Genomic DNA, 18758 nt, shown 5'->3' on the forward strand with positions numbered 1-18758 from the left:
CAGCCGGTGGGGCGCTGGGGCACCGGGGCGCAGCCCCGTGCCTCAGGGGCGCGGGGAACTGCGCGACCAGCCCCCACCCACCCGCACCCGAAAACACACAGGGGGCATGAGGAGCGCAGCCCCCATACCCCCTACGCACATCTATGTCGCACGCCTACGTCGTACGACGCCTCCGCGCCCCCGGCCGACGCTCACTCGGCCGAGTGACCGGATCCCCCGCCTCCGCGGCGGCGGCCCGACGCCGGAGACCGAAGTCCGCCAACGCCTCGGCCAGCTTGTGCACGGACGGCTCCGGAGCCATGACATCGACCCGCAGCCCGTGCTCCTCCGCCGTCTTGGCGGTGGCCGGACCGATACAGGCGATCACCGTCACGTTGTGCGGCTTGCCCGCGATGCCCACGAGATTGCGTACGGTCGAGGACGACGTGAAGAGCACGGCGTCGAAACCGCCCCCCTTGATCGCCTCCCGCGTGTCCGCCGGCGGCGGCGAGGCCCGCACGGTCCGGTAGGCCGTGACGTCGTCGACCTCCCAGCCCAGGTCGATGAGCCCCGCGACCAGCGTCTCGGTGGCGATGTCGGCTCGCGGCAGGAACACCCGGTCGATCGGGTCGAACACCGGGTCGTACGGAGGCCAGTCCTCCAGAAGACCCGCGGCCGACTGCTCACCGCTCGGCACCAGATCCGGCTTCACACCGAAGGCGACCAGTGCCTTCGTCGTCTGCTCGCCCACCGCCGCGACCTTGATCCCGGCGAAGGCCCGCGCGTCGAGCCCGTACTCCTCGAACTTCTCCCGCACGGCCTTGACCGCGTTCACGGAGGTGAAGGCGATCCACTCGTAGCGGCCCGTCACCAGGCCCTTGACCGCGCGCTCCATCTGCTGCGGCGTCCGCGGCGGCTCGACGGCGATCGTCGGCACCTCGTGCGGCACGGCTCCGTAGGACCGCAGTTGGTCGGAGAGCGAGGCCGCCTGCTCCTTCGTCCGCGGGACGAGCACCTTCCAGCCGAACAGCGGCTTCGACTCGAACCACGAGAGCTGCTCACGCTGAGCCGCGGCGGAACGCTCACCGACCACGGCTATCACCGGGCGCCCCCCGTCCGGGGACGGCAGCACCTTCGCCTGCTTCAGGGTCTGGGCGATGGTCCCGAGCGTGGCCGACCAGGTCCGCTGACGCGTCGTCGTACCGGCGATCGTCACCGTCATCGGCGTGTCCGGCTTGCGGCCGGCCGCGACCAGCTCGCCCGCGGCGGCGGCCACGGAGTCCAGCGTCGACGAGACGACGACCGTCCCGTCCGACGCCCCGACCTCGGTCCAGCACCGGTCGGAGGCCGTACGCCCGTCGACGAACCGCACGTCGGCGCCCTGCGCGTCGCGCAGCGGCACACCGGCGTACGCGGGCACGCCCACGGCCGCGGCGACACCCGGCACGACCTCGAACGGCACGCCCGCGGCGGCGCAGGCCAGCATCTCCTCGGCGGCGTACGTGTCGAGCCCGGGGTCACCGGACACCGCACGCACGACCCGCTTGCCGCCCCGCGCGGCCTCCATGACAAGATTGGCAGCGTCCCTCAACGCGGGGTCACCAGCGGTCGTTGACGCGGCGTCAACAACCGCTAGTTGAGGCGTGCCTGTGCCCGGATACGTACTGGAAGACGTGCCCAAAGGCGGTCCCCCGTCCGTATTCGTACTCAGTACGGCGACGCCTTGTCTGGCATGGACGCGGACCATGTCGAGTACCTCGTACTCGGCGACGAGAACATCCGCGTTCGCCAGCGCCTCGACGGCGCGCAGTGTCAGTAGTCCCGGATCTCCGGGTCCGGCACCGAGGAAGGTGACGTGCCCGTGTTCGGGACCGGCGGGAAGGTTGGTGGGGCTCAATGTGCTCGCTCCCCCATCAGACCGGCCGCGCCCTTGGCAAGCATCTCGGCGGCGAGTTCACGGCCGAGCGCCATTGCTTGGTCATGTGTCTCGGGCACGGGACCGGTGGTGGACAGCTGCACCAGCGTCGTGCCGTCGGTCGTGCCGACGACGCCGCGCAGGCGCATCTCCTTGACAATCTGCCCGTCGGCCAAGACGTCGGCGAGAGCACCCACGGGTGCGCTGCAGCCGGCCTCCAGGGCGGCGAGCAGGGACCGCTCGGCGGTCACGGCGGCCCGGGTGAACGGGTCGTCGAGCTCTCCGAGCGCGGCGACGAGATCCGCGTTGTCCGCGGCACACTCGATCGCCAGTGCCCCCTGGCCGGGGGCGGGCAAAACGGTGTCGACGGACAGGAAGTCCGTCACGTCCTCTATCCGCCCGAGGCGGCCGAGGCCGGCGGCGGCGAGCACGACGGCGTCGAGCTCCCCGCTGCGTACGTATCCGATCCGCGTGTCGACGTTCCCACGGATCGGGACCGTCTCGATCGTCATCCCGTGGTTACGGGCGTACGCGTTCAGCTGGGCCATCCGGCGCGGCGAACCGGTGCCGACGCGCGCGCCGTCCGGAAGCTCCTCGAAGCGCAGCCCGTCGCGGGCGACGAGCACGTCGCGCGGGTCCTCGCGCAGCGGCACGGCGGCCAGCGCGAGCTCGTCGGGCTGCCCGGTCGGCAGGTCCTTCAGGGAGTGCACGGCGAAGTCGATCTCACCGAGCAGCAGCGCCTCGCGCAGCGCGGTGACGAAGACTCCCGTGCCGCCGATCTGGGCGAGGTGCTCACGGGAGGTGTCGCCGTACGTCGTGATCTCCACGAGCTCGACGGGCCTGCCGGTCACCTGGCTCACGGCCTGCGCCACCAGCCCGGACTGGGCCATGGCGAGCTTGCTGCGCCTGGTCCCCAGCCTCAGTGCCGCCTTCTCATCTGGTCGCCCTTGGGGCGCTCCAGTCTGCCCCTGCGGCGCACGTGGCTCACGTGGCTCACTCATGCTCGCCCTCGGTTCTTGGCGTTCTCGTTGTTGTTCTCGGCCCGCGAGACGGAGGCGACCGTCTCGGGGTCCAGGTCGAACAGGGTGCGCAGCGCGTCCGCGTACCCGGCGCCACCGGGTTCGGCGGCGAGTTGCTTGACCCGTACGGTCGGCGCGTGCAGCAGCTTGTCGACGACGCGCCGCACGGTCTGCGTGATCTCGCCCCGCTCCTTGTCGTCGAGGTCCGGCAGCCGCCCGTCGAGCCGCGCGATCTCGCTCGCGACAAGGTCGGCGGCCATGGTGCGCAGAGCCACGACGGTGGGGGTGATGTGGGCGGCCCGCTGGGCGGCGCTGAAGGCGGCCACCTCGTCGGAAACGATGCTCCGCACCTGGTCCACGTCCGCCGCCATCGGCGCGTCCGCGGACGCCTCGGCCAGCGACTCGATGTCGACGAGCCGCACGCCGAGCATTCGGTGCACGGCCGCGTCGATGTCACGGGGCATGGCGAGGTCCAGCAGTGCGAGCACGGGCGCGGGCCGGGGGGCCTCGGCGACCGGCTCGGGCCTGCGGCGCTCGGGCACCCGGCCGACGGTGGCGACGGCCAGGACGAGCGCGGCGATGGCGTCGGCGTCGGCCTCCGGGTCGAGTACGGCCGCCCCGCGCGGGGCACGGGCCGCGGCATCGCCCTTGTCCACCCAGGCCGCGTGCTGCTCCAGCTCGGCGGCGGCCATTCCGGCGACGGCGGCCTCGCCGAGCACGGAGAAGCCGGCCGTGCCCTGCACGGCGGACAGGTCGAGCGGACAGTCGTCGTCGCTACCGACACTGGTGGGAGCGAGCTGCGCCTGGTCACCCACGACCGCGGACGACGCCGTACGAGCGGAGCCGGCACCGCGCACGGCGGGCTTCGCCGCCGGCTCGGCCGTGGCCACGGACTCTCCCGTACGTCCCTCCACGGCCGCCGCGACCGACTCGGCCGTCAGGACGAGCCCGGTGGCGCCGGTGCACGAGATGGCGATGTCGGCACGTGTCAGCTCGACCGGCACCGCATCCATCGGTACCGCGCGGGCCACCACGTCCGTGTCGCCGCCCTCGTTCTCGTTGAGGATCTGGGCGAGCCGCTCCGCGCGGTCCGGGGTGCGGTTGGCGATGACGATCTCGGAGACTCCGGCGCGCGCGAGTGTCGCCGCGGCCAGCGAGGACATCGAGCCCGCGCCGATGACGAGGGCCTTCTTGCCCTTGGCCCAGGCGTCGACGGCGGTGCCGGCCGACAGCTGCTGGAGGCCGAAGGTGACGAGGGACTGCCCGGCGCGGTCGATGCCGGTCTCGGAGTGCGCGCGCTTGCCGACCCGCAGCGACTGCTGGAGCAGGTCGTTCAGCAGCCGGCCCGCGGTGTGCATCTCCTGCGCGGTGGCGAGCGCGTCCTTGATCTGGCCGAGGATCTGGCCCTCGCCCACGACCATCGAGTCGAGCCCGCAGGCCACCGAGAAGAGGTGGTGGACGGCCCGGTCCTCGTAGTGCACGTAAAGGTGGGGGGTGAGCTCGTCGAGGCCGACCCCGCTGTGCTGGGCGAGCAGCGTGGACAGCTCGGCGACGCCCGCGTGGAACTTGTCCACGTCGGCGTACAGCTCGATGCGGTTGCAGGTGGCGAGCAGCGTGGCCTCGGCGGCCGGTTCGGCGGCGACCGTGTCCTGCAGCAGCTTGATCTGGGCGTCCGCGTTCAGCGTGGCCCGCTCCAGGACGCTGACCGGGGCGCTGCGGTGGCTCAGCCCGACGACGAGGAGACTCATGCCGGCATCACGGCGGGGACGTCCCCGTCAGGACCTTTGCCGTCGTCCTCCTGGGCGGCCTGGGCCACGGCGGCGGCACCGGCCTGGGCCTCGGCCTCCTCGCCGGCCTTGCGCTGCTCGTGGAAGGCGAGGATCTGCAGCTCGATGGAGAGATCGACCTTGCGCACGTCGACGCCGTCCGGGACGGACAGGACGGTCGGCGCGAAGTTGAGGATGGAGGTGACCCCGGCGGCGACCAGGCGGTCGCAGACCTGCTGGGCCACGCCCGGAGGGGTGGTGATGACGCCGATGGAGACGCCGTTCTCGTCGATGATCTTCTCGAGGCCGTCGCTGTGCTGCACGGCGATCCCGGCGACCTGCTTTCCGGCCATCTCCGGATCGGCGTCGATCAGCGCGGCGACCCGGAAACCACGGGAGGCGAACCCGCCGTAGTTGGCCAGCGCGGCGCCGAGGTTACCGATACCGACGATCACTACCGGCCAGTCCTGGGTCAGGCCCAGCTCACGGGAGATCTGGTACACGAGATACTCGACGTCGTACCCCACACCACGCGTCCCGTAGGAGCCGAGGTAGGAGAAGTCCTTGCGCAGCTTCGCGGAGTTGACCCCCGCCGCGGCCGCGAGCTCCTCGGAGGAGACCGTGGGTACCGAGCGCTCCGACAGTGCGGTGAGGGCTCGGAGGTACAGCGGAAGCCGGGCGACGGTGGCCTCGGGAATCCCTCGGCTGCGGGTCGCCGGTCGGTGAGTTCGGCCAGTTGCCACGGTGCTCCTGCGGGTAGCGCGGGGCTGCAGGCGGTCACACGTACCTAGACCGCCCCGTCGAATGCAGGCTATGTCTTTGTGAACGCGTGCACAAAGATGGTGTCCGATTTGCCCGGGCAACGTGACGGGCGTCACGCACTCCCGGCGCGCCTGTATGGAACCGGCGCGCGCACCGCTTCGTTCCGCTCCTGAAGGGGGCAAAACCGCACACTCTCCTCAACGAACCCCGCCCCCGAGACCAATCGCCGTCGATCCTAGGCGACTTTCCGGACCCGTTGGACTCACCGGTCAGGACGGGGTCCGGACCCGATCACGGCACAATCCGGACGGAACACCGCGCCTCACCGGGTCGCTACGGAGCGAGGGCTTTACGCAGCCGAGCCTCGTCCACACGCCAGAAGGTGTGCTGCGCCCCGTCCACCAGCACCACGGGGATCTGCTCCCAGTAGGCACGGTGCAGCTCTTCATCCTCGGTGATGTCCTTGTGCTCCCAGGGGACCCCGAGATCCCCACACACCTTCTCCACCACTTCTTGTGCGTCATCACACAGATGACAACCAGGCTTCCTGATGAGCGTGACCAGCCGCTCCGAGGGTGCCTTCTGCGTCGTACGGCGCCCACCGCGCCGGAACATGGAACTCATACGGGTCATTCTCCCGCCACCCGCGCGGCCCGGAGGTGCCGGTCGGACGACTTCTTTAACGGCTCGGTCGCGGAGAGTTCACAGCCTCGCATCCTCTCGACTCCGGAAGCTCCGAACAAACTGGCTATGCTCACGACATGGCCGCTCTCGGATGGCTCACTCCCCGTAGGCGCTCCGCCACCGCGCGGAGCGTGTTGGCAGGCGAGGCCTCGGCGGAGGCAGCGCGCAAGTCCTCCCAGGAACTGGAGGAACTAGCCCACGACGCCGCGCCCGACGCCGACGCGCCCGACCAGGAACCGGAGTTCCCGGTCCTCGGCGACGAGAAGGCCGCGGCCTTCTTCGACCTCGACAACACCGTGATGCAAGGCGCCGCCCTCTTCCACTTCGGCCGGGGCCTGTACAAGCGGAAGTTCTTCGAGACCCGCGACCTCGCCCGATTCGCCTGGCAGCAGGCGTGGTTCAGGCTGGCCGGCGTCGAGGACCCGGAACACATGCAGGACGCCCGCGACTCGGCACTCTCGATCGTCAAGGGCCACCGGGTCGCGGAGCTGATGTCGATCGGCGAGGAGATCTACGACGAGTACATGGCCGAACGCATCTGGCCCGGTACGCGCGCCCTCGCCCAGGCCCACCTGGACGCGGGCCAGAAGGTATGGCTGGTCACGGCGGCCCCCGTGGAGATCGCCACGGTGATCGCCCGCCGGCTGGGCCTGACCGGTGCGCTGGGCACGGTGGCGGAGTCGGTGGACGGCGTCTACACGGGCAAGCTGGTGGGCGAGCCCCTGCACGGCCCGGCGAAGGCGGAGGCGGTCCGCGCGCTGGCCGGCGCCGAGGGCCTGGACCTCTCCCGCTGCGCCGCCTACAGCGACTCCCACAACGACATCCCCATGCTGTCCCTGGTCGGCCACCCCTACGCGATCAACCCGGACACGAAACTCCGCAAACACGCTCGTACGTTCGAGTGGCGTCTGCGCGACTATCGCACGGCCCGCAAGGCCGCGAAGGTCGGCATCCCCGCCGCGGCCGGAGTAGGCGCCGTGGCCGGCGGCACAGCCGCCGCCATCGCCCTCCACCGCCGCCGCCGCTGACCCCCGGGGCTACGCCCCGGATCCCCCTGCCGTCCGGAAGTTGTTCGACTGCCGGCCGGTGGGGGCCGGTCGCGCAGTTCCCCGCGCCCCTGAAGCGGGGCTGCGCCCCGGATCCCCCGCCCGACATTCTTCGGCCGGCGGCCGGTGGGGGCTTGGCGCGCAGTTCCCCGCGCCCCTGAAGGCCTCCGGGCCGTCCAGTGTGTGAGGACGAGGCTGTTCAGGCGCACGGGGGCCTGAGGCCGGGGCGCAGCCCCGCCCCCAGGCCAGGGGCGCGGGGAACTGCGCGGCCAGCCCCCACCCACCCGCACCCAAAGGACCCACCGGGGGGTCTGGGGGCGGAGCCTCCAGGTTGAGGATGGGACGGGTAGGGGCGGCGGGGGCGAGGAAAGCCACCCGGGGCACCCCACCGGAAGCCGCCCAATCCCCTGTCCTACCCCCGTGGCCCCCCACCCAGTCACCCCACCCCCACACGGCCACAACACGCCCCGCACCCAGACGGAACCCGAACCCATCCGATCAACAACCGGTCACTGTCCGGCACTTGATCAGGCGTCAATCGGTTACAGAAGCGACGTAATCGATGATTTGAGCAACTCGGTGTAGCGCTGCCTGTACGAAGCGTTATTCTCCTCAGACGCAAACCGGTACCCCTCCGTCGCTACGACGGGTGAACGGTCCCGCACTGCACGTGATGGAAGCTCTGCCTCTGGGAGTCCCGTGTACTCACACGTCGGGGTTGACGCCTCGGGCCTGGCTACGCTGCGCGCAACGGTCCTGGACCGCTTGCGCGGCTTCGTCCCCACCGCGTACGCCGTCCCCGCCCTCGCCGCCGTCCCCGCGCCCCTCGGCCCTTGCTACGCCCTGGCCGAGGGCAGCGCGGCGGTCGGCAGACGAGGCCGCTCGGGCTCGGCCGCCACGCCCACCGCACGCCGCCCGGCCGCAGACAGCGACAGCGCCCGGATGATGGATCTCGTCGAGCGCGCGCAGGCCGGCGAGGCCGACGCCTTCGGCCGCCTCTACGACCAGTACAGCGACACCGTGTACCGCTACATCTACTACCGCGTCGGCGGCAAGGCGACCGCCGAGGACCTCACCAGTGAGACGTTCCTGCGCGCCCTGCGCCGCATCGGAACGTTCACCTGGCAGGGCCGCGATTTCGGCGCCTGGCTGGTCACCATCGCCCGCAACCTGGTCGCGGACCACTTCAAATCGAGCCGATTCCGACTCGAAGTGACCACCGGCGAAATGCTCGACGCGAACGAGGTCGAGCGAAGCCCCGAGGACTCCGTCCTGGAGTCACTGTCGAACGCGGCCCTGCTCGACGCCGTACGACGGCTCAATCCTCAGCAGCAGGAGTGCGTCACCCTGCGCTTCCTGCAGGGGCTGTCGGTCGCCGAGACCGCCCGGGTGATGGGCAAGAACGAGGGCGCGATCAAGACCCTCCAGTACCGAGCCGTCCGCACCCTGGCACGGCTCCTCCCGGACGACGCCCGCTGAAACCCGTACGAACACCGGCCCGTGCGAACGCCCCAGCGATCCCACACGCTCAGCGACGCTCAACTCACCTTCCGTGAAAGTCCGTTGACTTCGCGGTCCGATCATCCGTCGTCCGTAACCCAAGTGCCGCGACGCTCGTTGTGCGGGATACAGGCTCCCTGTGGTCACGACCCGGCCATCGCCGATCACTCGATCGTGTGGATGCGCTCGGGGCGTGCAACCCTCAGGACCCCCTGGGGAGTCGACCGTCTTGACGAGAGGAGGTGCCGCCAGTGATCGCGAACGTATCGGCACACCGGCGGGCGGACGCCTTCGCCCAGGCCCTGGAGGAGCAATCCGACCAGGGCACGGCGGCCGAGCAGCCCGATGGATCGGCACCGTCCCAGGCTGCGTCGGAACAGACCGAGCAGGGCCTGCTGTTGGCCCTCGCCACCGGTCTCGGCGAGCTGCCCAAACCGGAGCTGGATCCCGAGGTCAAGGTCGTGCAGCGAGCACAGCTCGTGGCAGCGATGGAGGCCATGCTGCTGGAAGGCACCGCCGCGGGGGGCGAAGGTCCGGACCGTTCCGTGCCCGAGCAGCGCTCGCACCGGGCACGGGGCGCACACCGGGCGACCGGACTGGGGAAGCTGCGACCGCGTTCGCGTTGGTCCAAGGGCCTGGCCGCGGGCGGGCTCACCGTGGGTGTGGCCGCGGGAGCCTTCGGCGGCGTGGCAGCCGCCAGCTCCGACGCCCTGCCCGGTGACTCGCTCTACGGGCTCAAACGAGGCATGGAGGACATCCAACTCGGCCTGGCCCACGGCGACAGCGACCGCGGCGAGCTCTACCTCGACCAGGCGTCCACACGCCTGAGCGAGGCACGCCGGCTGATGGAGCGTGGCCGGTCGGGCCACCTCGACCACGAATCCCTGGGCGAGATCCGCCGCGCCCTGTCGGGCATGCAGCACGACGCCTCCGAGGGCCACCGCCTGCTGTACGAGGCGTTCGAGCGGGACGGTTCACTGGGCCCCATCCAGGCCCTGTCCGCCTTCGCCCAGTCGCACCGCGAGGCCTGGGGCGCACTGCGCGACCGGCTGCCCGTCCAGCTCGGCGACGTCAGTCAGCAGGTGTCGTCGGTGTTCGCCGCCATAGACGAAGAGGTCGACCCGCTGCTCCCGGGCACCCCAGCGAAGGAGGGCACGGGCCGTCACCGGGGTGCCAGTTCGGACGCCCCCGGCTCGTCGTCCGGTACGGACCGTCCGGCGCCCAGCGCCGGCAGCGGCTCCACCACCGGCAGCCACAGCAGCGGCAAGCCGAAGCCGTCCAGCTCCAGCAGCACCGGCGAGGGCCTGCTCGGCGGCACCACGGGCGGCCTCCTGGACCCGCCCAAGGACACCACCAGCTCGTCCCCCTCGGCCGGCAAGTCCACCCCGACGAGCGGCGCGCCGGACGTCACCCTGCCCCCGCTGCTGCCCGGTCTCCTGCCGGGCCTGGGCATCGACAGCGAGGACAGCAGGTAACTCCGCCACGTGGCTGGGGGCGCCCTTCTCAGGAAGGGCGCCCCCAGCCACGTACGTCCGTCGCCGGAACCTCCGGCCGCATGTCCGTCAGAAGAAGACCGACCGGCGCTGCACCAGCAGCTTGTACAGCGTGTGCTGGATCTGCTCCCTGACCTGGTCCGTCAGGTTGAACATCAGCATCGGATCCTCGGCGGCCTCCGGCGGATAGCCGTCCGTGGGGATCGGCTCGCCGAACTGGATCGTCCACTTCGTCGGAAGCGGGACGGCGCCCAGCGGACCCAGCCACGGGAAGGTCGGCGTGATCGGGAAGTACGGGAAACCCAGCAGCCGCGCCAACGTCTTCGCGTTGCCGATCATCGGGTAGATCTCCTCCGCGCCGACGATCGAGCACGGAATGATCGGGACGCCCTGCCGCAGGGCCGTCGACACGAACCCGCCCCGGCCGAAGCGCTGGAGCTTGTAGCGCTCGCCGAACGGCTTGCCGATGCCCTTGAAGCCCTCCGGCATCACACCGACCAGCTCGCCGCGCTCCAGGAGCCGTTCGGCGTCCTCGGCGCAGGCGAGGGTGTGCCCGGCCTTGCGGGCCAACTCATTGACCACCGGCAGCATGAACACCAGGTCGGCCGCGAGAAGGCGCAGATGGCGGCTCTCGGGGTGGTTGTCGTGGACGGCGACCTGCATCATCAGGCCGTCCAGCGGGAGGGTGCCCGAGTGGTTGGCGACGATCAGCGCGCCGCCGTCGGTCGGGATGTTCTCGATGCCCTTCACCTCGACCCGGAAGTACTTCTCGTACAACGGCCGGATCAGGGACATCAGGACCTGCTCGGTGAGCTCCTGGTCGTACCCGAAGTCGTCGATCTCGTAGTCACCGGTGAGGCGCCGGCGCAGGAAGGCGAGGCCACCGGCGACGCGCCGTTCCAGCCCGCCGCTCACCCGTGCCTGTGACGTCGACGGCGCGTCGTTCGGCGTCGACGGCTGAGGCGGCTGTTCCTCACGCGTCACAGGAACATCATCCTGCGGGAAGGTCCGGCCGGGCAGGGGCTGGACCTCACGTACCACCACGGGATCGCCCTTGCGCCGGCTCCCCGCGGCCCGCCGCCGCGGCGGGCGCTGCACAGCACCCCCGCGCGACCGGTCGTCGTCGAACGGAATGACCTTGGCGTCCGCCATCGTCGATGCGCTCCTCAGTTGGCGCTCAGTGTCGGGGGGTGGCCGCCGCCCACGTAACGCAGCGCGGCGATCCGGTCGACGGCCCCCGCGAGGGCCTCGGGGGGCAGGAGTCCGGGCCCCCGGCTGCGTGCGAAGTCCGCGAAGGTCTCCGCGGTCGAGTATCTCGGTTTGTAGCCCAGCGTCTCGCGCATCTGGTTCGTCGACACGACCCTGCCGTGGGTGAGCAGCCGCAACTGCTCCGGCGAGAAGTCCGTCACGCCCAGGGTACGCACCGCCGTGCCCGCCCAGCTGAGCGCCGGCAGCAGCAGAGGCACCGTGGGGCGGCCCAGGCGTCGAGCGCACTGCGAGAGCAACAGGACGCCGTCTCCGGCGATGTTGAAGGTGCCGCTGTTGAGCGTGCCGCGCTGTGGATCGTGCGAGGCGATCCGCAGTACCTCGATCACGTCGTCCTCGTGCACGAACTGCAGCCGCGGGTCGTATCCGAAGACGGTCGGCAGCACCGGCAGCGCGAAGTACGAGGCGAGTGGCGAGTCGGCGCTCGGCCCGAGGATGTTCGCGAACCGCAGCACACACACGGCGACGTCGGGCCGCCGCCGCGCGAAGCCACGCACATACCCCTCGACCTCCACCGTGTCCTTCGCGAAGCCGCCGCTGGGCAGGGACTTGGGCGGGGTGGTCTCGGTGAACACGGCCGGATCTCGCGGCGCGGACCCGTAGACGTTCGTACTGGACTTCACGACGAGCCGCTTGACCGACGGGGACTTCTGGCAGGCGCCCAGCAGCTGCATGGTGCCGATGACGTTGGTCTCCTTGACCGTCGTCCGGCTGCCGCCGCCCAGCGCGATGCCCGTCACGTCCATGTGGACGACCGTGTCGACGGAGTGCTCGGCGAGCACGCGGGCGATCGTGGGCTGGCGGATGTCGGCCTGGACGAACTCGGCCTCGCCCAGATGGTGCTCGGGCAGCACCGCGTCCACGGCGATCACCCGGTCCACCTGGGGGTCACGCTGGATCCGTCGTACGAACCGGCCTCCCAGCTGACGGGCCACTCCGGTGACGAGCACGACCTTCCCCAAGATCAGCGCCTCTCTTCCCGTTCTGGACGTGAGCCGACGTAGCTCCGCTCGTACCCTGCCGTGTTCCCCGTGTGCCGCCAACCTAGCGGGTTGATGTTGCGCTGTGATGACCGCCCGATGCACGAAGTGACGACAGCCACGAACATACGATCAGACCAAGCCACCCGGCACATGGGCGTATGCACAGCATCGCCCTCCGGGGCCCTCGCGCAGGAGACGCGCGCCCGCTCCCCCCGGAAAGTACCCGCTCTGGGCGAAAGCCGCCGCGACGACGGAGGCCGGTACGCCGAAAGCCTGGCCGGAAAACGGCTGTGGCCCCCCACCGGCCGGTGGGGGGCCACAGAGCGCGCCGTTCGCAGCGCTCGCACAAGCGCAAGGACGAGCCCCGGCGATGCGGGGCACGGTCCTACTTCTTGTTGCGACGCTGAACGCGAGTGCGCTTGAGCAGCTTGCGGTGCTTCTTCTTGGCCATCCGCTTGCGCCGCTTCTTGATAACAGAGCCCACGACTACCCTCGCTCACTTCTCTTTACTCGGTGCTGGGCTGCATGGGCCCACACGACCTATGAGGGGCCAGCCTACCCGTCCGAGCGCTGAGGTCGTAATCGAGGGGATCCGAGTGGATTCCCGAGGTGACCACAAGGGCCTCTCGGGAACCCCTCGAAGCAACCGTCAGGCTGTCTCCACCCCCACATAGCTCTCGCGGAGATACTCGTGAACCGCTTGCTCCGGCACCCGGAAGGACCTCCCCACCCGGATCGCCGGCAGATGACCGCTGTGCACCAAGCGGTACACGGTCATCTTCGACACTCGCATCACCGAGGCGACTTCCGCCACGGTAAGGAACTGAACCTCGTTCAGAGGCCTCTCGCCAGCTGCAGCCATGACACACCTGAACCTTCCGCACTCGACGGCCACCGGCTTCCCCTTCCGGTGACTCTTCGTCGTTGCGTGCTCACTCCCCAATGTAGGGGCGGGTGATGCGAGTGGGGAAGAGGAGATGGCATCGGCCGCCTACTGTGACAGACACGCTCGATTGAGTACATAGCGAGTAAGCGGTCGGTAGTAATCAGACCGCACAGCGTCATCAAGCGGAACGACGACGGACACCCGCCCCTCTGCCTCTCCGACGAAGAGCGCAGGATCGTCCGTATCGGCCAGCCCCATGGCCTCGAACCCCAGCTGACCTGCTCCGCAGACCCAGCCGTGGTCCCCGATGACGAGTTCCGGGAGCGGCCCGCCACCCTCCGCGGCAGCCGCCAGAACGGTCCGAACCGGCAGCGGTGAGTGGGTATGTGCGCCGGTCGCACCACCGGGGGCTTGCGTGCCGGGTTCGCGTACCAGCGCGACACCTTGTACGTAGTCAAGGTTGTACGTGCGTAGGCCGAACCGGGTCGTTATGTCGACAGAGCTACCCTGCGCGGGGGTGAGGACGGTACATCCCGCCGCCGACAGGGCGTCCGCAAGGGCGGCGTAGAAACCGAGCAGACGGTGCGGGTGACCGGTCCCGAGGAGTACCGGCTCGCGCTTCCGGGCCGCCGCTGCGAGTCGCGCCGCGAAGGAATCGAGCGCGACCAGAGTCCGCTCGGGGTCGATCACATCATGCCCACTCGTGTGAGTCGGATCGGCCGAAACTCCACACTTGTCGGCCATCAACTCGATCAGATCCCGCTGCTCCCAGGTCCACTCGGGATCGAGCCCGAGCAGCACACGGGGATCGCGGGCCGCGAAGAGCCGATAACTCCGCAGACTCTCCTCACGCGAGGTGGCAACGGGCCCGGCCAACCGGGCCGCCAGCAGGTGCGCACGTAATGCTCCGGTGCTCAACACGACAGCGATGCTGACGCACATACCCCCCCTTCACCCCGAATTTCCCGAAAACGCCCCACACTTGGCGTAATGCACACTCTGGCCCCCTATCCCCCGACAGAGCCCGAGACGGAGCACGGGAGCACGCCCTCCGGGGGCCCGGGGCGAAGCCCCGCGGAGGGCAGGCTGCGGGGGTACGGGGGCGGAGCCCCGCAGGGATCCGGAGGCGCAGCCTCGCCGGGGTGCAGGGGCGCAGCCCCGCAGGGATCCGGAGGCGCAGCCTCGCTGGGGGTACGAGGGCGCAGCCCGCAGGGAACCGGGGGTGCAGCCCCGCCGGGGTGCAGGGGCGGAGCCCCGCCGGGGTGCAGGGGCGGAGCCCCGTCCGGGTTGAAGGGGCGGAGCCCCTGGGGATGGGTCGGGTAGGGGCGGCGGGGGCGAAGGAAGAGGGGTCAGGGCAGGAGGCCCCGAAGGGGGAACACGGCTCGGCGCGTCGCAACGATCGCCTGGTCGAGACGGTCGGCCGGGTCGTACCCGGACTCCCACCCCTTCCAGGACACGGGCCACCGCCCGTCCGTCATCCGCACGGGCGCCAACTGCCGCGTACGAGCGAAGACCTCCTGCCGCCAGCTCTCGGGAATCACCGTCTCGGGGTCGATGGGCCGCCCCGCCGCGACGGCGACCAGATGCGTCCACGACCGCGGCACGACGTCCACGACCGCGTACCCGCCCCCACCCAACGCGACCCACCGCCCGTCGGCGTACTCGTGCGCCAGGTCGTGACAGGCGACCTGCACGGCCCGCTGCGCGTCGAGCGAGACGGCCAGATGAGCGAGCGGGTCCTCGAAGTGGGTGTCGGCACCGTGTTGGGTGACCAGCACCTGCGGCCGAAACTCGGCGACGAGCTCAAGCACCACGGAGTGGAACGCCCGCAGCCACCCCGCGTCCCCGGTCCCGGCCGGCAGCGCGACATTGACTGCGGAGCCCTCCGCCGAGGAGGCCCCCGTCTCCTCCGGCCACCCGGTTTGCGGGAACAGCGTCCGCGGATGCTCGTGCAGCGAGATCGTCAGAACCCGGGGGTCGTCCCAGAACGCCGCCTGCACCCCGTCCCCGTGATGCACATCGACATCCACGTACGCGACCCGCTCGGCCCCCAGCTCCAGCAGCCGCGCGATCGCGAGCGAGGCGTCGTTGTAGATGCAGAACCCGGACGCCCCACCCGGCATCGCATGGTGCAGCCCACCCGCGAAGTTCACCGCGTGCAGCGCGTCCCCGTGCCACACCGCCTCCGCCGCCCCGACCGACTGCCCGGCGATCAGCGCCGACACCTCGTGCATTCCCGCGAAGGCGGGATCGTCCATGGTCCCGAGCCCGTACGAGGCATCCGCGGCCCCCGGATCCACCGACGCGGCCTTGACCGCCTCGACATAGTCCTCACGATGCACGAGCCGCAACGTCGACTCCCCGGCCGGCTTCGCCGCGACGACGTCCACCTCCCGATCGAGCCCGAAGGCATCGACCAGTCGCCGGGTCAGCGCCAGCCGGACCGGATCCATCGGATGGTCCGGGCCGAAGTCATAGCCCGTTACTGCCTCGTCCCACATCAGCTGTGCGCGGCCGCTCATGTCCGTCACCGTATCGGTCCGGTTCGGGCGCGAACGAGCGGGCGTACCCCAAGGTCGCAAGGACCAACACCATCGGCACAAGCATGGCGCCCCGGTAGTTCCAGGCGTCGCCCAACGCCCCCACCAACGGCGAACCGATCAAGAACCCGACGTAATTGAAGATGTTCAGCCGTGCGATGGCAGCGTCCGAAGCCCCGGGAAACAACCGTCCGGCCGCCGCGAACGTCTGCGGCACCAGCACACACAACCCCAGCCCCAGCAACGTGAACCCGAGCATCCCGACCCACGCCCCCGGTGCCACCGCCACCACCGCGAACCCCAGCGCCGCCACGACCGCCCCCAGCCGTACGACGGCCACCGCCCCGAACCGCCGCACCCCGAAGTCCCCGACGGCCCGCCCCACCAGCGTCATCACCATGTAGACGTTGTAGGGAACGGTCGCCAACTGCTCCGAACTGCCCAGCACATCCTGCAGATACTTCGCACTCCAGTTTGAAACCGTCGAGTCCCCGATGTACGCGAACGTCATCACCAGACACAACGGCAACAGCAGCCTGAAGACCAGGGCCCCACTCTCCCCCTGCCTCTTCCCGGCCTCGGCATCGACATTGCCACCGGTATCGGCATCGACCTCAAGACCAGAGGCGGCGCCCCCGTCGACGTACCACCGACTCCCCACGAACGCCGCCGGCAGCAGCACGAGCACCACCGGCAGATAGGACACGAACAGCGAGAGATGCCAGTGCGCCCCCACCCACGCGAGCGAGGCGCCCACGATCCCGCCCAGGCTGTACGTGGCGTGGAAACCGAGCATGATGCTGCGCCCGTACGTCCGCTGGAGGCTCACCCCGAGCATGTTCATGGACGCGTCGAGCGCGCCGACCGCGAGCCCGAAGGCGCCGAGCGCGACCGCCAGTTCGACCAGGCGGTCCCCCGCCCCGACGCCGAGCAGCGCCAGGAGCACAACCGGCTGGGACCAGCGCAGCAGCCGACTGGGCCGTATTCGCTTCACCAGCTGCTCGGTCGTCACGCTGCCGACCCCGGCGAGGATCGGCACGGCGGCCAGGAACGCGGGCAGCAGCGCGTCGGAGACGCCGTACCGGTCCTGGATGGCCGGAATGCGCGTCACGAGCAGGGCAAAGGTGGCGCCCTGAGCGAAGAAGCTGAACGCCAAAGAGGCCCTACCGCGCCGCAGCACATCTGTCATGGCGGCGAGCGTAGGGCCCTGGCTTACCGGTGGGTAGATCCAACCGAAGGTGAATTCTGCTCAACTCTTCGGCTGGACGGTCCCGGCGACCTCGTTCTCCAGCAGCTTCTCCATCGGAACGACCGCCAGCCGCCCACTGACCAGGATGGCCACCGCGATCGAACCGATCATCACGACCGTGCCCAGCCAGACCATCGTGTCGACCGGCAGGGTGTACGCCCCCACGACCCGCGCGACGCACTCGCCGAGCAGCACCACGCCCCAGACCAGGGAGAAGGTCCGCTCGGCCTTCCGGAACCGCGGGGAGCCTGCAACCAGCCGGTCCCACGCGGCGTTCTTGGCCGCGTCGCCCTTGATGAGGAACGGCTTCATGCCCGCCGTCATCATCGGCCTGCCGAGCTTCACGGAGACCAGGATGCCGATGCCGATCACGCTGCTGACCCCGCTGTCCTTGGCCAGCATCAGCCGCGGGTCACCGGCGACGAGGCTGAGGGCCAGCCCGACGACGTTGACGACCAGAATCAGCCCGGCCAGGGCGTTGGCCTTGCGCTCCTTCACCGCGCCCCACACGGTCCGCACCGCCGGCACCACGCTGCTCCAGCCGAGGGCCGCCATGGTGCTCATGCCGAACCCGTTCTTGAGGAGGTAGTACGACCCGACGGGCACCGCCACGTCGAGGATCAGCGGCAGGAAGCTGGGCCTGGCGGCGGCATCGGCACTCGTGGCGGCCGGTGCCTCGACGGTGGTCGCTCCAGTGCTGGTCTCGATGGCCGTGATGCTCATGATCGGGTCCCTCCGTCGTCGCTGTGTACGTCCCGTTCCGATGTACTCAGCTTCGCGGTCGGACCCCACTCGCCAATAGAAACGATCGTCCGGAGCTCGGCGTGACAAATGTCAGTGCCTCGCGATGGGTGCCGTCATACGAGCAGGTCAGCCAACTCGCCCAGCTCGGAGAAGAGTTGAGTGGCACCGGTGAGCTTGGCGGCCGGCGTCATGGCGGTGAACCCGTACACGTCCATCCCCGCGGCGTTCGCCGCCCGCACCCCGAGCGGACTGTCCTCCACGACGACACACCGCTCCGGCGCCACGCCCATCCGCTCGGCCGCGCAAAGAAACAGATCGGGGGCCGGCTTGCCCCGCCCCACATCCTGCGAGCTGAAGACACGCCCCTCGTCGAACCATCGGTCGAGCCCGGTCTTCCGATGCCCCACCCGGATCCGCTCATGGCTCCCGGAGGAGGCCACGCAGTACGGGACCTCGTCCGCGGCCAGCTTCTCCAGCAACTGCACGGCACCGGGAACGGGTTGCAGCTCCCGCTCGAAGGCGGCGAACACCCGCCCGTGAAAGACGTCGTCGAAATCCTCCGGCAGCCGCTGCCCGCTCCGCTCCTGGACGAGCTCGTGGATGCGGTGCATGGCAGACCCCATGTAGTCCCGGATGGACTCCTCGTACGAGGTCGGGTGCCCGAGTTCGGTGAGATAGGCGGCCAGAATCGTGTTGGAGATCGGCTCACTGTCCACGAGGACGCCGTCGTTGTCGAAGATCACCAAGTCATAGCGCATGACAAAACACTAGACCCCCGAACGCAGAAAACCCCCGTACCGATTTCCCGGTACGGGGGTTCTCCCTACAATTAGTTCGGCGGCGTCCTACTCTCCCACAGGGTCCCCCCTGCAGTACCATCGGCGCTGTGAGGCTTAGCTTCCGGGTTCGGAATGTAACCGGGCGTT

The 18758-nt window shown here is 70.1% G+C and carries 17 protein-coding genes and 1 rRNA gene; 3 read left to right on the forward strand and 15 right to left on the reverse strand.

Annotation, left to right across the window (positions count from 1 at the left end; genetic code table 11):
* Positions 1 to 154 precede the first annotated feature (154 nt).
* The 5 genes from ACZ7M3_RS10195 to ACZ7M3_RS10215 form a co-directional block, all read right to left on the reverse strand.
* Positions 155 to 1876 carry a bifunctional uroporphyrinogen-III C-methyltransferase/uroporphyrinogen-III synthase gene (locus tag ACZ7M3_RS10195; protein ID WP_472062141.1) on the reverse strand — a complete coding sequence of 574 codons (1722 nt, stop codon included), beginning with the start codon at positions 1874 to 1876 and terminating at the stop codon, positions 155 to 157.
* Complete coding sequence (gene hemC, locus ACZ7M3_RS10200; RefSeq protein ID WP_472062143.1) at positions 1873 to 2895, reverse strand: hydroxymethylbilane synthase; 1023 nt, start codon at positions 2893 to 2895, stop codon at positions 1873 to 1875. The genes ACZ7M3_RS10195 and hemC overlap by 4 nt, the downstream gene beginning before the upstream one ends.
* Complete coding sequence (locus ACZ7M3_RS10205) at positions 2892 to 4661, reverse strand: glutamyl-tRNA reductase (protein WP_472062145.1); 1770 nt, start codon at positions 4659 to 4661, stop codon at positions 2892 to 2894. The genes hemC and ACZ7M3_RS10205 overlap by 4 nt, the downstream gene beginning before the upstream one ends.
* Complete coding sequence (locus tag ACZ7M3_RS10210; RefSeq protein ID WP_355310957.1) at positions 4658 to 5422, reverse strand: redox-sensing transcriptional repressor Rex; 765 nt, start codon at positions 5420 to 5422, stop codon at positions 4658 to 4660. Before ACZ7M3_RS10210 ends, ACZ7M3_RS10205 begins: the two co-directional genes overlap by 4 nt.
* A 352-nt stretch (positions 5423 to 5774) precedes the next feature.
* Positions 5775 to 6074, reverse strand: a complete 300-nt coding sequence (locus ACZ7M3_RS10215) for a glutaredoxin family protein (RefSeq protein WP_075033738.1) — start codon at positions 6072 to 6074, stop codon at positions 5775 to 5777.
* A 128-nt stretch (positions 6075 to 6202) separates the two neighbouring features.
* On the opposite strand from ACZ7M3_RS10215, the gene ACZ7M3_RS10220 reads away from it, so the two are divergent.
* The 3 genes from ACZ7M3_RS10220 to ACZ7M3_RS10230 all read left to right on the forward strand — a co-directional run bounded on the left by ACZ7M3_RS10220 (position 6203) and on the right by ACZ7M3_RS10230 (position 10146).
* A complete protein-coding gene (locus ACZ7M3_RS10220; RefSeq protein WP_452974374.1) occupies positions 6203 to 7153 on the forward strand; it encodes an HAD family hydrolase in 951 nt (316 codons plus the stop codon).
* Between the two features lie 717 nt (positions 7154 to 7870).
* Positions 7871 to 8650, forward strand: a complete 780-nt coding sequence (locus ACZ7M3_RS10225; protein WP_054230018.1) for an ECF subfamily RNA polymerase sigma factor, BldN family — start codon at positions 7871 to 7873, stop codon at positions 8648 to 8650.
* Between the two features lie 272 nt (positions 8651 to 8922).
* Entirely contained in the window at positions 8923 to 10146 is a 1224-nt protein-coding gene (locus tag ACZ7M3_RS10230) for a DUF5667 domain-containing protein (RefSeq protein ID WP_472062147.1), read from the forward strand.
* 87 nt (positions 10147 to 10233) lie between these two features.
* On the opposite strand, the gene ACZ7M3_RS10235 is transcribed toward ACZ7M3_RS10230, so the two are convergent.
* The 10 genes from ACZ7M3_RS10235 to rrf all read right to left on the reverse strand — a co-directional run.
* Complete coding sequence (locus ACZ7M3_RS10235; RefSeq protein ID WP_261692289.1) at positions 10234 to 11316, reverse strand: lysophospholipid acyltransferase family protein; 1083 nt, start codon at positions 11314 to 11316, stop codon at positions 10234 to 10236.
* 14 nt (positions 11317 to 11330) lie between these two features.
* Complete coding sequence (locus tag ACZ7M3_RS10240) at positions 11331 to 12392, reverse strand: NAD-dependent epimerase/dehydratase family protein (protein ID WP_067367753.1); 1062 nt, start codon at positions 12390 to 12392, stop codon at positions 11331 to 11333.
* Between the two features lie 406 nt (positions 12393 to 12798).
* On the reverse strand, positions 12799 to 12897 hold the full coding sequence (locus ACZ7M3_RS10245) for a 30S ribosomal protein bS22 (RefSeq protein ID WP_003948845.1): 99 nt from the start codon (positions 12895 to 12897) through the stop codon (positions 12799 to 12801).
* Positions 12898 to 13062: 165 nt separating this feature from the next.
* Positions 13063 to 13275 (reverse strand): helix-turn-helix domain-containing protein, encoded by a 213-nt coding sequence (locus ACZ7M3_RS10250; protein ID WP_004984898.1) that lies wholly within the window; start codon positions 13273 to 13275, stop codon positions 13063 to 13065.
* Positions 13276 to 13404: 129 nt separating this feature from the next.
* Complete coding sequence (locus tag ACZ7M3_RS10255) at positions 13405 to 14220, reverse strand: phosphatase (RefSeq protein ID WP_452974381.1); 816 nt, start codon at positions 14218 to 14220, stop codon at positions 13405 to 13407.
* 428 nt (positions 14221 to 14648) lie between these two features.
* Complete coding sequence (locus tag ACZ7M3_RS10260) at positions 14649 to 15821, reverse strand: acetoin utilization protein AcuC (RefSeq protein WP_472062149.1); 1173 nt, start codon at positions 15819 to 15821, stop codon at positions 14649 to 14651.
* Entirely contained in the window at positions 15772 to 17028 is a 1257-nt protein-coding gene (locus tag ACZ7M3_RS10265) for an MFS transporter (protein ID WP_472062151.1), read from the reverse strand. The genes ACZ7M3_RS10260 and ACZ7M3_RS10265 overlap by 50 nt, the downstream gene beginning before the upstream one ends.
* 60 nt (positions 17029 to 17088) lie before the next feature.
* Positions 17089 to 17811 carry a VC0807 family protein gene (locus ACZ7M3_RS10270; RefSeq protein WP_472062153.1) on the reverse strand — a complete coding sequence of 241 codons (723 nt, stop codon included), beginning with the start codon at positions 17809 to 17811 and terminating at the stop codon, positions 17089 to 17091.
* A 134-nt stretch (positions 17812 to 17945) separates the two neighbouring features.
* Positions 17946 to 18590, reverse strand: coding sequence for an HAD family hydrolase (locus tag ACZ7M3_RS10275; RefSeq protein ID WP_472062155.1), 645 nt, complete (start codon positions 18588 to 18590; stop codon positions 17946 to 17948).
* A 74-nt stretch (positions 18591 to 18664) separates the two neighbouring features.
* Positions 18665 to 18758, reverse strand: a 5S ribosomal RNA gene (gene rrf, locus ACZ7M3_RS10280); the annotation flags it as partial.

The sequence above is a fragment of the Streptomyces sp. NPDC111656 genome (assembly GCF_055656965.1).